Raw genomic sequence first — 13,928 nt, forward strand, 5'->3', positions numbered from 1 at the left:
AGGGATCGTTATGGCTGACTTATCTATTAATCTGGCAGGTATTCGATCGCCCAATCCATTCTGGCTGGCCTCGGCGCCGCCAACGAATACCGGATACCAGGTTCAGCGCGCCTTTGAAGCAGGTTGGGGTGGTGCCGTCTGGAAGACGTTGGGCGAGCCGATCATTAATACCTCTTCGCGATTTGCAGCCGTTCATTTTGGCGGACAGCGCGTCGCGGGTTTTAACAATATTGAGTTAATATCCGACCGTCCGCTCGAGGTGAATCTGCGGGAAATTGCCGAGACCAAAAGGCGTTTCCCGGATCGGGCAGTGGTTGCTTCACTCATGGTTGAACCGAAACGGGAGAAGTGGCATGAGATTGTGAAGAAAGTCGAAGCTGTCGGCGTAGACGGGCTGGAGCTGAACTTTGGGTGTCCGCACGGCATGGCTGAGCGTGGTATGGGAGCAGCGTCTGGTCAGCAACCGGATCTGGTCGAATTGCAGACGATGTGGGTGAAGGAAGTGGCGACCACACCTGTCATTGTGAAGCTAACGCCTAATATCACCGATATTACGGCGACTGCCCGGGCGGCCGTGCGCGGCGGTGCGGATGCTATTTCCCTGATTAATACGATCAACTCCTTGGCGGGTGTGGATCTCGATTCCTGGAATACCGTGCCGCATGTAGGTGGTAAAGGGGCGCATGGCGGCTATTGCGGTCCGGCCGTGAAGCCGATTGCGCTGAACATGGTTGCTGAGTGTGCGCGCAATCCTGCAGTTGGTGTGCCCATCTCCGGTATCGGAGGCATATCCGATTGGCGGGATACCGCAGAATTTTTACTTATGGGCGCGACGGGGGTCCAGGTATGTACTGCAGCCATGCATCATGGCTTCCGTATCGTGGAGGACATGATCGATGGCTTGAACGATTATTTGGATGAGAAAGGTCTGCGAAGTGTATCTGAATTGATTGGCCAAACGGTTCCGCGTTATTCCGATTGGGGCAATCTCGATTTGAATTACAAAGTGGTAGCCCGCATCAACCGCGATGTCTGCATCAACTGCAACAAATGCCATATCGCCTGCGAAGACACCTCGCATCAATGTATTGATATGCTGTCTGATCCCTTTGGCTCCTATCTGGAGGTAGTTGAGGAAGATTGCGTCGGATGTAATCTGTGCTCGATTGTCTGTCCGGTGGACGGCGCAATTGAGATGGTAGAGATCGCACATGAACAGGAACCGTTAACCTGGAATGACCGTCAGTCTGCGATTGCCCTGCTGCAATCGACCAGAGATCAATCCACCAAGGAGGCGATATCATGAGTACCCGCAAATTGATTCGTAATGGAATGTTGGTCACAGCGTCGGATACGTTTGAAGCGGATATCTACATTGAAAACGGAAAGATCGTGCAGATTGGCATGGGACTTGTGCCGGATGAACGAACGGAGGTTGTGGATGCATCTGGCTGTTATGTCATCCCTGGCGGGATTGATCCGCATACTCATCTGGATATGCCGTTCGGCGGAACGGTGACGGCGGATGATTTTGCAACAGGAACCGCAGCTGCTGCCTTCGGCGGCACAACGACAGTCATTGATTTCTGTTTGACGCAAAAAGGCCGACCTTTGCTTGAATCCCTACAGGAATGGCATACCAAAGCCGAGGGCAAAGCCGCCATTGATTATGGGTTTCATTTGATGATTGGCGAGATGAATGATCAGGTGCTGGAGGAACTGCCACAGATCATTGAAGAAGAGGGTGTGTCTTCCTTCAAGGTGTTCATGGCGTACAAAAACCAGTTCCAGGCCGATGACGGCATTCTCTTTCAGACGCTGCAAAAAGCCAAAGAGTACGGTGCACTCGTCATGGTGCACGCTGAGAATGGCGATGTTATTGATCTGCTGGTCCGGCAGGCGCTGGCGGATGGAAGAACCGAGCCGATCCACCATGCACTTACCCGACCTTCCGTGTTGGAAGGAGAGGCTACAGGGCGTGCGGCCCGATTGGCAGCACTTGCCGATTCACAGCTCTATGTGGTGCACGTCACCTGTGCTGAAGCCGTGGAGCAGATCGCGCGTATGCGAGACATGGGTTATCGAATCTGGGGCGAGACCTGTCCGCAGTACTTAACCCTGGATCAATCGAAGATGGATCAACCGGATTTTGAAGGCGCGAAGTATGTCTGGTCCCCACCGCTGCGTGAAGCCCATCATCAGGAAGTGCTGTGGAATGCACTCAAGAGCGGTCAGTTGCAGACGATTGGCTCGGATCATTGTTCGTTTAACTTCAAGGGACAGAAGGATCTAGGACGGGATGATTTCAGCAAAATTCCAAATGGCGGACCTGTCATTGAGGATCGGCTCAGCATTTTATATTCCGAAGGGGTAGTGAAGGGGCGGATTTCGCTTAATCAGTGGGTGGATTTATGCTCTACACGGGCAAGCAAGTTATTTGGGTTATTTCCGCAGAAAGGAACCCTTGCTGTGGGGACAGATGCGGATATCGTTATTTTTGACCCATCGATCTCAAGGGTGATTTCGGCAGCTACCCACCATATGAATGTGGACTATAGCGCCTTTGAGGGCATGCAGGTTCAGGGATGTCCAGTGACGGTGTTATGCCGCGGGGAATATGTGATTCGGGACCGGCAGTTTGCCGGAGTGGCAGGCGCGGGTCGCTATGTGAAGCGTGACAAATATGATGCCGATGCACCATTACCTGTAAAACAGCCTGTGACGGCAGTGAATGGAGGGTGAAGCTGATGTCTGATCATGAAGTATTTGAAGCGGAAAAGATAGCGATTGAACGAATGGTGGCACAGGGTTATCGCATTTATGCCGTTCGGGAACATCTGGAGGGTGCTCATGTCGTGTGGGGGCACCCCGACCTTCCCGGAGAAAAACAGGAGCAATATGTGGGTACGGCGTCTGGGCGGAAGTGGTTCAGTCATATCCTGATCAGGCAGCTTCAGGAGCAAAAAGGAGCGTAGAAGGTCACGCGAGTGGTCCATGAACGTATTCGTATGCATAGATAGCCAGTTCGATGGCGACACGTTTCTCGGGGAGGGTGTAGTCATCACCCAGCAGTGTCTCAATTTTGTGCAATCTGTGATAAAGCGTCTGTCGGACAATAAACAAAGCCGTGGCCGTCTCCTGCTTGGAGCAGCATAGAATAAAATATTGTTTAAGCGTACGTAACAACTGACCGCCTTTTTCGGCATCATAACGAATGACTGGCCCGAGATATTCCTCAATGAAATCATCCAGACTGCCGCTCTGCTTCATGCTGGCAATAATGCGATAACAGTGAAGATTGCTGTAAAAGGGCTGCTGCATCACACCGATGTCCTTCTGAATGCGCAGGGTATCCTTTGCTGCCTCAAGACTGTCTTTCAGACGTGATAGATCAGAGCAGCTGTGACCGATGCCGAACAGACCCGAGAAGAGGCGATGGGTCTGTTCCTGCTCATGCTGCTGCAACTGTTCAATGCAGCGCCATAGACTGCTTTTTCGCTGAGATCCAGGCAGAGGGTCAACAATAATCAGAATGATCTGGTGGTTTAAAACCGTGCTGTACAGTGCAAATCCTTCCCGCGAGAACACGGAACGGGCAACGATGTTACGTTGAATCAGCAGTTTCTGCAGCTTGAGACTGTCTGTGTAGCTGGGATTGCTATCGAACAAAATGACGGTACCTTTTCCGGTAGCAAGCTGGACGTTGGCGGTAGATACATATTCATGAATTTCTTTCGCTGAATGATGTCCGTTAAGCCAGTCAATGACCCACATATCTTCCTTGTAGCGTCGTTTTTCCTCCATGTATTTGGTGCGCATCCAGTCCTGAGCAATGGCTGCTGTACAACGTTCCAGTGCCTGGATGATGAACTCTTCAGAGGGTCTGTTATGCAGATCCTGATCGTGATCCGACAGCTTGTCGAGCATCAGCACCAGATCGGCAAATGCATAATCAAGCGCCTGTACAGGCAGAGTGAGTGCACCCGGTGAATGCACCGAATGATTCCTCTGCACGGAATGATCTCCCAAATGCTCTCCCTCGTCCGAATGACCACGACGTGACAACCACTCCTGCCGACGAATCTCCAATTGGGCTGGAGGGCAGTAGGGAACGGCACTTGCTTCCCCATCCAGTGGATATAGCGCTACAGGGTAACCCGTTGTTCGAGACAACAGTCGGAGCAGTGGTTGTACACCGTCTCCATTCAAAAGAAGTTGGTTGAACGAGGTAGTGAGGCTGTCGAGATCAGCGAGCATACGCTGGTGGCTGCGAATCAGGGCGAAATGCAGGTCCTGTGTAATATCGATATAACGTACTTGTTCGTGGAACCAGATCAGTGGAAAATCCTCTTCTGCTGCAAGTTCCTTCATAGGTCCGAGCTGGGACTTGGTGTGAGCCCCCAGTTCGATACAGAGTCCCGCAGCTCCACGAGCAATTAACTGGCGCATGAAAGACAGTCCCTGCTTTTCATCATCCTGCCAGCCAATGCCAGTCGTTAGCACCAGTTCCCCGCCATTCAGCAAGTTACCTACTTCGGTAACCTCCATAATGTGCACCCAACGCACATATCGCTCCAATGCCCGTTCACTGGCGAGTACCTCAGCCTTGCGGAACACTGGACGTTTCAGCATGTCTCTCATCTGAATATGCAGCGTCGTTTCCCCCACACAACCACCGTCCTTCCCTCAAATACATGCAGTTTACATACCCGCTTTGTAAGTCGAGCTTCTGAAGAGCGTTTGTCTTGATTATAAGTCTGTTAACAACAGATGAGCTGAAATCTCACGTTCATTTGTTTTATTTCACAAAATGATCTCTTCCTTTTATGAAATAAAACAAATGGGATTATTCCTATGTAGATCTATCTAACATGTAAATGTTGCTGTGACTATTCAAGAGATCGTATCTAAATGTAAAACACCCCTTAGCCGGAGATCAGAATGTACAAACCATTCTAATGCGGACTAAGGGGTGTTCTATGTTAGAAGTTCATCTTAATTCTGAATGATGATTTATTGATCAACAGAAGGTGTCGATTAATCTTCAATTCTTTTCTTTTTGAACTTCATCAGGAACTCATACACGATTGGCACGATAACCAGAGTCAGCAGCGTGGAGCTGATCAGACCGCCGATTACGGTAATACCGAGACCTTTCGAGATGATCCCTGCGCTTTCTTCAAGTCCTGTCACCAGTGGCAGCAAGGCACCAATGGTAGCCAGAGCTGTCATCAGAATTGGACGCAGACGCGTTGCTCCGGCTTCCAGCAAGGCTTCACGAGTAGGCATTCCCTCTTTTTCCTTGTGAATAACACGGTCGATCAGGACGATGGCGTTGGTGACCACGATCCCGATAAGCATCAGTCCACCCATCATGGCAGATACGTCAAGCGTACCACCAGCTACGAACAGGCCGACCATAATACCAATGACGGTAAATGGCAGGGAGAACAGGATGGCAAATGGCGCCAGTCCACCACCGAACGTAACGACAAGCACAAAGTACACAATCGCAATGGCTGCCAGCATGGCCAGACCAAGTTGGGTAAACGTGTCATTAATCTGTTCGGTTGTACCACCAAATTTCACTTCAACACCATCTGGCAGGTCCAGTTTGTCGATGTTCGCCTGCAAGTTTGATGATGCTTTTTGCACATCGGAAGCCAGAATGTTGGCTGATACCTGCACAACGACTTTGCCATCAATACGCATGATGGAGTTCGGTGAAGTACCTTCTTCCACTTTCGCGACATCTTTGATAGGTACTTCAATGCCGAGTGGTGAAGTGACTTTTTCGTTTTCAATATCAGCAATGCTGGTAAATGTCTTTTTGTCAGTCTCTACATAGACTTTATACGTTTTGTTCTCGATATCCACTTCTGTGAGCACAGGGCGTTCACGTGCAGGACTGAGCGTCATAGCCAGTTGGCCAGCTGTCAGACCCAGCGAGCTCAGTTTCTCCTGATCCGCGACGAGCGTGTATTGCCCGTAGGTATCGGAGAGCGTAGTGTCGGCTTTTTCAAAAGATTCGGTATCTGCTTCAACCAGTTTCAGAATTTCATCCGAGACAGGTTTGATCTGATCTACATTGTCACCATAGATGGAAAGGCTTAAGCTGCTGCCTCCCAGACCCCCGGACATATCAAGCTCATTCCAGGTTCCTACAGTCACTTCTTTCTTCAGACCTTCCACAAGCTGTTCTTTCACTTTTGTAAAGTCTTTCGTATCTTCGTTATATTCGATATAGAAGAGAGCAGAGTTGGAGCTACCTCCACCCATGCTGCTCAGTGGATTACTGCCGCCGATGGAATACTGCATTTTCTCCAGACCTGGCTGCGTCAGCAACCATTTCTCGGCTACGAGTGCTTCTTTTTCTACATCTTCACGCAAAGCTCCAGTTTCCGGGCTGTACGTAATGGTCACATATTTGTCTTGTTGTTCCGGCAAGAAACTTGCACCGATGAACGGATACAGGAACAAACTGCCGACAAGCAGCAATACAGCAACGCCGACGGTGATAAGTTTGTGTGACAATGTCCAGTTCAAGAGTCGTTTGTAAGCTTCCGCCATCTTGCCTGGTTTTTCCTCATGATTCTGCTTGTTCTTCAGACCTTTGCGGAACAGCGTGTGTGCAAGCATAGGTACAATCGTAACAGCTACAATCAGGGATGCCAGCAAAGCAAAGACCATCGTCAAGGCAAATGGCATGAACAGCTCACCGACCATACCACTTACCAGTGCCAGCGGCAGGAATACCGCAATGGTTACGATCGTGGAAGAAAGGATCGGAATGAACATTTCACGAGTAGCTTCCCGGATCAAATCACGGCCTTTAAGTTTCTCTCCCTTGAGTGTCAATCGACGATAGATATTCTCGATAACAACGATGGAGTCATCGACAACCCGTCCAATCGCAACCGTCATGGCACCCAGGGTCATCATGTTCAGCGTAATGTCCATCATATTCAGTGCTGTCAATGCAATGAGCAAGGAGAGCGGGATGGAGATGATGGAAATAATGGTGGAACGAATATCACGCAGGAACAACAGAATAATCAAAATGGCGAACAAAGCACCAAACATCGCTTTGAACAACATCGTGTTTACGGAGTCCTGGATAGGTTTACCTTGGTCGAGCAAAACAGTCAACTCTGCGTTTTTGAATTGCGTCTGCAACTCTTCCGCTTTGTCTTTAACCGCCTTCACGACATCAACGGTATTGGCATCATTGGACTTAACGATGGAGATCCCGATGGATTCCTTACCGTCTGTGCGGGAAATGGATTCCGCCTGACCAATGACTTCAATTTTGGCGATCTCGCTTAATTTAACCGTTGGAATTCCAGGTGCATTAGCGGCACCTGAAGTGCTGCCCACACTGGCATTTCCGCCAGCAGCTTGTCCTGCAGCCTGGTCAGACCCTTGTGCAGAGCCTTGAGCTGCCCCGCCAGCTTGTGCGCCGGCGCCTTGTGGTGCTGTGGCCGAACCACTGCCTGCTCCTGCACTGCTTGGTACAACTGGAATGGCGAGATTTTTCAAATCATCCAGATCGATGATATTGCCATCAACAACAACAGCTTTCTGCGCTTTGTCCAGTTCGAACAGTCCGAGTGGTACACGGACAGAAGAGCCTTGAACGATGCCGTTGACTGTATCTTCAGTCAAACCGAGTTCATTCATTTTTTTCTGGTCAAACTTCAGTTGAACTTCCTTAACATATTGGCCGGAAACTTGGACTTGAGCTACACCGTCAATATCTTCAAGTGCAGGCTGGATATCCGTTTCAACCAGTCGAGTCAATTGCTCCAGATCGCCGCCGTCCTTGTCAGACAAGCTGAGCGAGACAACCGGGAAGGAGTTGATGCTGAACTTGGAAATGGTTGGTTTCTGTACACCATCCGGCAACTGCACCTCATTCAGTGCCTCGCGAACCGCTGCGGTAGCATTATCCAGATCGGTACCATAATCAAATTCGAGGGTGATGGAAGAGGCATTCTCCATGGAAGTGGAGGTGAGTGTCTTAATTCCCTCTACATTTCTTAAGGTCTGTTCGAGTGGTTTGGTGACATCCTCGATAATACCTTCAGGAGCTGCCCCTGGATCAATGGCCGTAACACTCAAGAATGGCACATTGATGTTTGGAATGGTCTCCTGTTTCATCGTCAGTCCGCTGTACAAACCGGCGAAGGAAACGATGATGGTCAGAATCCAGATCGCAAACTTGTTGTTCAGTGAAAAATTAATAATTCCTTTCATACGATGGTTTCTTCTCCTCTCTGTTTCTCCCTATATTTCTTTATTGTTGTGACGAGTCAGCTTGGATAAACCGGCTATACATGGCATCCATAATATGCTGAAGCTCGGAGTGCAATGGCTGGATGACAAGAATCTGATCCAGGTTGCGCATCATGCCCAGAATAATGGCACGTCGCGGTGTGAATTCCATCATTTCCTGTCTCAGGATGGCGATGGTCTCCAGCGCGTCATTGCGTAATTGCCCTGGAGGCATATCAGAAGTGATGATATCCTTCATTTGTTTGATGATATGAATGGGGTGACGCATCATTGTCGAATCTGTATCTGAATCGCTGCTCCATGCTGGCCAATGTTCCAAAGGAACCAGAGGGGCGGGGCGTTGATCGAGCAATCCGCGAGCTGCATAATCAATCGTTTGCAGCATGTTGCTTGCCATCTTGGATACGGTAAGGGAAGGCATTTCCGTAAACCAGATTTTGACGTAGGAGAGGAACAGACCATGCGTGAGCATGATAAGGTCTATGGTATAGGGTTCAATCTCCGGTCCGTACAGATCCTCCAGTTTGTCCTTAAACCAGTGCAGGGTACGGATCTCCAGATCCTTGTTTTTCGGTTTGCACTTTTCCTTGCGATGCTGCTCTTCATCCATCATCATGCTGCGCATTTGCACGCGTAAAAATTCCTTCAGCTCGGATACATGGACAAGCAGTGTTTCAATCTGTTTGTGCAGACGTTCTCTCGAAGTGAGCCCAGCTTCATGTTCAATCTGGGACATTTCGTCCATGAGCGTGAATATGCAGTATTCCATCGTGCTGGCCTCTAATTCCTCTTTGGATTTGAACATGAGGTAGAGGCTTCCTTTTGACATCCCACATATCTCTGCAATCTCCTGCATGGAGGTTGCAGCACTACCTTTGGCTGAGAACAGCTTGAGTGCTGTGGTAATAATGAGCTTTTTCTTCTCATTCATTTCATGGATAGGGTTCATTAACGATACATCCACCTCACCTACGGAACTTACGAGTTCTTGAATTGACTTTAGGGTCAAACCAAGTATAAACGATAAAGACAACGGAATTCAAATGGGAGAAAAATGGAAAAAGAAGAGGCGTAATATGAGGGGATTGGAGCATTTTTCCTATAACATGTAGACGCCATAAAGGCTATATAATGAGCGACGAATGTTCATTGCAATATGTATGATAAGTATGAGTACTCAGGTTAGTTAGGGCGAGCAAGCTGAATAGGATGAGTTCAAAATAGTCTATATCAGGCTCCGCCCTTAAAGACGTAAATGGCTAGAAGGATGATGGCTACAAGAGCAAACAAATAAAAGGCTCCGACAGCGATCAGAAAGAAGTAACCGGTAAAAGAACCCATGCGCGCGAACAATTTCTTCATCATCACGACATCCTTTCTTACGTAACAGAGTGTGAGGAGGTTTCCTTTTATATCATATCCCAAAAAGACGACTTCCTGAACGAAGTCGTCTTTATTAATAATTAAATATTATAAAAAATATAATGAAGGTATTTACGTAATCAGTTTCAATCCGATTGCCGCCACCAAAATCATGGCAATAAACAGCAGCCGCTTGGCTTCCTTCCGCTCACCGAACAGGAACATCCCTGTTAACGTACTGCCTACCGTACCAATTCCAGTCCAAACCGCATACGCGGTACCCATGGGAATAGACATCATCGCATAGGATAGTAGGGAGAAGCTGAATACGAACGATACAAGCATGAGCACGATATAAGGCCAGCCCTTCCGGGAAGAAGCACCATTAATGCCGATGACGCCAAAAATTTCACATATGCCTGCACCCACAATTGCCATCCAAGCCATTATGCTTCACCTCCTTTTGCTGATTGTTGATCCGTGACCAATTTCAGTCCGACCACACCACATAGCAAAAGACCGATTAGCAAAACTTTGGCGAGTGAGAATGCTTCACCAAATAGCAGCATTTCAGTCAGTACCGTACCTGCAGTACCAATCCCCGTAAATACGGCATATACCGTTCCCACAGGCAATCTTTTGGAAGCAGCGATGATTAATCCAAAACTGAGGATGATGGCTAGGGCCGTCAAAGCCCACTCCCAAACATTGGAGGCGTGTTTCAGCCCACTTACCCATACAATTTCAATGAGTCCTCCGATAAATACATATAACCAGTTGCGGTTCATGATGATGAATCTCCTTTCGGCACAACGGGCTGTGCCTCTTGTTTCAGATGATGAATGCCATGCCAGTAGACTGGCCAGGATGCTTCAATCCGTCTTCGGTATCGACGTGAACTTCCATAAATAATCTCAACTGTGATGCCATCGAGAAAAGTCATATAAGTAATCGCAGCTTGTTCTGCTGGAACAGCCTGTAGTTCTCCCCTGCGCGTCGCTCCTTGCAGCATTCGTGTCAGTGACCGTTCCATACCGTCCAGAAACGGATAAACGAGATCCATCACTTCGCTATATAGCGAAAGCGGCGGGAAGTAACACATACGCAGCATAAAACGAGCAGAGGCATTACAGTTATACTCCTGCTCAAACCATATCAGTAAACCCTTCAACCTTTGTTCCAGTGGCAGATCGGCGTGATCACGAAAATATTCCAACGTTCGACGCTGAACATCCTTAAACGCATGCGCAAGGGTTTGCAAAAACAGGTCATCCTTGCCGCTAAAATGTGCATATATGGACGGTTTTTTAATCCCGACTTCGTCAGCAATTGCTCTTAAGGAGGCTCCTTCATATCCATCTCTTGCAAAATGGAACAGGGCTGCATCCCGAATCAAATGTGCAGTCATTATTCTCACCTTCCTAACGGTCGTTAGGTAACCTATATTTTCACACTTTATATTCCCTGTCAAGCCACAAAAAACGCCTGCACGATAGTGTACAGGCGGGTTTATGCTAGAGATTTCATTTTCAATTAGAAGGTCGTTAAACCCAAAATCAGCTGCAGCTTATATACGATTTCTTTCAAAAATGTAGTCTTCTCCTGAAATTCATCCAAGTCCAGGGTGAACTCGGCATCTTCATTATTCCATATCCGGTCAAAATAATTCGCGACATCATGAGTGAATGAGTTGTCTGGTGGGGCAGCAACCCAGAGGTCATTTTCCAGATTATAATCATTCATGTTTCTGGGGGTGAAGTTGGTCGATCCTCCAAGGACGATATGATCCCCGGTAGCTTTGGCAATATACATCATCTTGGTATGATATTGTTCCTTTGTTGTGTTATACCAGCGAATTTGGATTTTGCCATCTGATTTATCATGTAACTCAGCAGCTACAGGGCGATTGGGAATACCAGTCTTCTCCTGACCAAAGGCATTTTCGTTCGGGTCGAGTACAAGCCGTATCTCGGTTCCCCGTTTCGAGGCTTCGAGCAGGGCGTCCAATACTTTGGGGGAAGCAATGTAGAACATGCCCATCCACAAGGTGTCCCCTTTTGCCGATTGATTGATCTCATGGAGCACCGCGTCATTCACTTTGCCCTCCGTTAGATAACGAATTCGCAAATCTCCCTTATTCGGATCTGTAGAAGGAGCTGTATAGGAAGGAAGTTTTCCCCCGCCTGAGAAATTCAGCACAGCCTGTTCCGACTCAAGGATATCGCCGATGATCGGTCCAGTTATTTCAAAAGCGATGTTTGAATGGTAGGCACTGGCATCATGAATATTACCCGAAGAGACGATGGCCGTTTTTTCACTGACCACCACTTTACGGTGATTGGCTTTCACATTGAGCAACTTAAGGTAGGAACGCACGGTGACATCCGGTCCGTCGGTTGCCATCAGGTTCGGAATCCATCCCTTCCCAGATTGGCCAAACCATTGGAAGAAGGTTCGCCAGACCGCGGAGTACACGGGAGTGGAATCGCGTAAAGGGTCTACATCTGTGATCACTACATGAATTCCAGCCTGTTTCATCTGCTCTAGCAGTGGATTGGGTGCAGAGTTATAGTTGGTGTTCACTTCATCCGTAATGAACCAGATATCCATGTCCGGGTTCTGATTTTTTTTGGCGACGAGTGTTTCCGTGAACTCAGTGCTGACGGGTGGAAAACTCTGACCTTTGTGCTGGTAGTTATTGAATAAAAACATATCAACGACGACGAACTGTTCCGCGTCTTCAACGATCTGTTGCATGCGCTGGAAGATCTGCTGTTCGTGCTCCATCTGTCCGTCAGCAGAGGGGTAAGTCAGATCATGCAGAAATTGCACCTGATCCACACGGTATTCACGACTTTCATAGGAAACGCCGGCTGGTAAAGGTTTATAGGTCTGGTATAGCATGACGGCGATGAGCCATAGGACCAGTAGTACGAGACCTGTTCGTATGTATGGAAATTTGCCGCGTGAAGACTTGCGGCCTGATGTCTGGCGGCGATAATAAGAAAACAACAATAACTCCCCTTTCTGAACTTGCTGACTTCTATTACCACCCGGATGACAACATTGAAGCAGTGCAAAACCAATTCGATCGATTCAATCGACATGCATATGAGCGTTGTGTATAATGAGTGTATTATTTTTGTGGAATGTTCGGATTTGCATATACCTGACAAGGACGGGATAAGGATTCGTTTAACCTATGAAAGTCCGGCTATTTCAGGAAAGAAAGTAGGTAATAAGGTGTATTCCATCAAACAAGTCGCTGCCATGCTGGGTATTCCGACGGTAACGCTCCGGGCTTGGGAGAATCGGTACAGTGCGGTCACCCCTGAGCGGACGGAATCGGGTTATCGCTTGTACACGGAAGAGAACGTTGCAGATCTGCGCTGGTTGAAAGAGCAAGTGGAGCGGCACCAGACCAATATTTCGGAAGCGGTACGCATGCTGAAGGTGAACAAAACCAGTTCACAGGAAGCTGCTGCAGTGCCTACGTCATTTACGCCACCAGTACCCACGATGGAAGAGGCATATGTACGTATAGCCGATCAGATCTACGACTCGTTATACAACTTTCAGGGCGAACGGGCCAATGGTTTGATTGATTTTGGCTTCACCATGTACGGATATGATTCAATGTTTTATCATGTGCTGGTGCCAATTCTCGTTCGTGTTGGGGATGCGTGGGAGCAGGGCAGGGCTTCGGTCGCTCAAGAACATTTTATGACTCAATTGATTTCACAGCGCTTTTATCAGTTTTTCCATCTGTTCCCGATCTATCCGCATCTGCCCAAAGTTCTAGCCTTGTGCCCGGAAGGGGAGCATCATCAGGTTGGCTTATTGTTGTTCTCCCTGTTTATGCGTAAAAATGGTGCAGAAGTGCTCTATCTCGGAGCTAACACACCTGAAGAAGGAATATACCCAATTATCCGGGAGCAGAAAATTCGGTTGATTTGTCTTTCGATTACCAGTTCAGAACTGCTTGAACGGTGTGATCAACTCATAGGACGAATTTTGGACGAGTTCCCTGATATGCGCTTTGTACTTGGAGGGAAGGGCTATGAGCGTGCAGAGAACGCACGTTATCCGCAGTGGATTATGCCCGGAGATTCAGCGGATTGGCAATCATGGATGGAACGTGAGTATTTTGTTGAACATTCGCCTGGGCGAAGATAACGGATTCGTATCTTTTTGAAAATGTATTTTAAAATAAAATGTATAGGTTTAGATATACAGGACATCCTTTGACGCAAGAGCGCGGAGGGTGTTTT

12 protein-coding genes are annotated in these 13,928 nt (G+C 48.2%); 4 read left to right on the forward strand and 8 right to left on the reverse strand.

Features of this window, described 5'->3' with window-relative positions; genetic code table 11:
• The first annotated feature begins 10 nt into the window (after positions 1 to 10).
• The 3 genes from preA to CS562_RS17270 are packed head-to-tail and all read left to right on the forward strand — an operon-like array spanning position 11 to position 2,975.
• Positions 11 to 1,306, forward strand: coding sequence for an NAD-dependent dihydropyrimidine dehydrogenase subunit PreA (gene preA / locus CS562_RS17260; RefSeq protein WP_099857471.1), 1,296 nt, complete (start codon positions 11 to 13; stop codon positions 1,304 to 1,306).
• On the forward strand, positions 1,303 to 2,742 hold the full coding sequence (hydA, locus tag CS562_RS17265; protein WP_099857473.1) for a dihydropyrimidinase: 1,440 nt from the start codon (positions 1,303 to 1,305) through the stop codon (positions 2,740 to 2,742). Before preA ends, hydA begins: the two co-directional genes overlap by 4 nt.
• A 5-nt stretch (positions 2,743 to 2,747) precedes the next feature.
• Positions 2,748 to 2,975 carry a hypothetical protein gene (locus CS562_RS17270; protein ID WP_076287563.1) on the forward strand — a complete coding sequence of 76 codons (228 nt, stop codon included), beginning with the start codon at positions 2,748 to 2,750 and terminating at the stop codon, positions 2,973 to 2,975.
• A 4-nt stretch (positions 2,976 to 2,979) separates the two neighbouring features.
• Here CS562_RS17270 and CS562_RS17275 read toward each other — a convergent pair whose 3' ends face one another.
• The 8 genes from CS562_RS17275 to CS562_RS17310 all read right to left on the reverse strand — a co-directional run bounded on the left by CS562_RS17275 (position 2,980) and on the right by CS562_RS17310 (position 12,669).
• A complete protein-coding gene (locus tag CS562_RS17275) occupies positions 2,980 to 4,668 on the reverse strand; it encodes a PucR family transcriptional regulator (protein ID WP_099857475.1) in 1,689 nt (562 codons plus the stop codon).
• A gap of 369 nt (positions 4,669 to 5,037) precedes the next feature.
• A complete protein-coding gene (locus tag CS562_RS17280; protein ID WP_099857477.1) occupies positions 5,038 to 8,256 on the reverse strand; it encodes an efflux RND transporter permease subunit in 3,219 nt (1,072 codons plus the stop codon).
• A gap of 40 nt (positions 8,257 to 8,296) precedes the next feature.
• Positions 8,297 to 9,244: a TetR/AcrR family transcriptional regulator gene (locus tag CS562_RS17285; RefSeq protein WP_099857478.1), complete on the reverse strand. Its 948-nt coding sequence runs from the start codon at positions 9,242 to 9,244 to the stop codon at positions 8,297 to 8,299.
• A 281-nt stretch (positions 9,245 to 9,525) separates the two neighbouring features.
• The gene (locus CS562_RS33480) at positions 9,526 to 9,657 is read right to left on the reverse strand and encodes a hypothetical protein (protein ID WP_256716718.1); all 132 of its coding nucleotides are present in this window, start codon (positions 9,655 to 9,657) and stop codon (positions 9,526 to 9,528) included.
• A 132-nt stretch (positions 9,658 to 9,789) separates the two neighbouring features.
• Positions 9,790 to 10,104, reverse strand: coding sequence for a DMT family transporter (locus CS562_RS17295; protein ID WP_099857480.1), 315 nt, complete (start codon positions 10,102 to 10,104; stop codon positions 9,790 to 9,792).
• A complete protein-coding gene (locus CS562_RS17300) occupies positions 10,104 to 10,445 on the reverse strand; it encodes a DMT family transporter (RefSeq protein ID WP_024632750.1) in 342 nt (113 codons plus the stop codon). The genes CS562_RS17295 and CS562_RS17300 overlap by 1 nt, the downstream gene beginning before the upstream one ends.
• A complete protein-coding gene (locus CS562_RS17305) occupies positions 10,442 to 11,065 on the reverse strand; it encodes a TetR/AcrR family transcriptional regulator (protein ID WP_076287567.1) in 624 nt (207 codons plus the stop codon). The genes CS562_RS17300 and CS562_RS17305 overlap by 4 nt, the downstream gene beginning before the upstream one ends.
• 125 nt (positions 11,066 to 11,190) lie before the next feature.
• Positions 11,191 to 12,669, reverse strand: a complete 1,479-nt coding sequence (locus CS562_RS17310; RefSeq protein ID WP_076287568.1) for a phospholipase D family protein — start codon at positions 12,667 to 12,669, stop codon at positions 11,191 to 11,193.
• 231 nt (positions 12,670 to 12,900) lie between these two features.
• On the opposite strand from CS562_RS17310, the gene CS562_RS17315 reads away from it, so the two are divergent.
• Positions 12,901 to 13,833: a MerR family transcriptional regulator gene (locus CS562_RS17315; RefSeq protein ID WP_099857696.1), complete on the forward strand. Its 933-nt coding sequence runs from the start codon at positions 12,901 to 12,903 to the stop codon at positions 13,831 to 13,833.
• Positions 13,834 to 13,928 lie beyond the last annotated feature (95 nt).

It is taken from the genome of Paenibacillus sp. LK1, assembly GCF_002750415.1.
Lineage (GTDB): Bacteria > Bacillota > Bacilli > Paenibacillales > Paenibacillaceae > Paenibacillus > Paenibacillus taichungensis.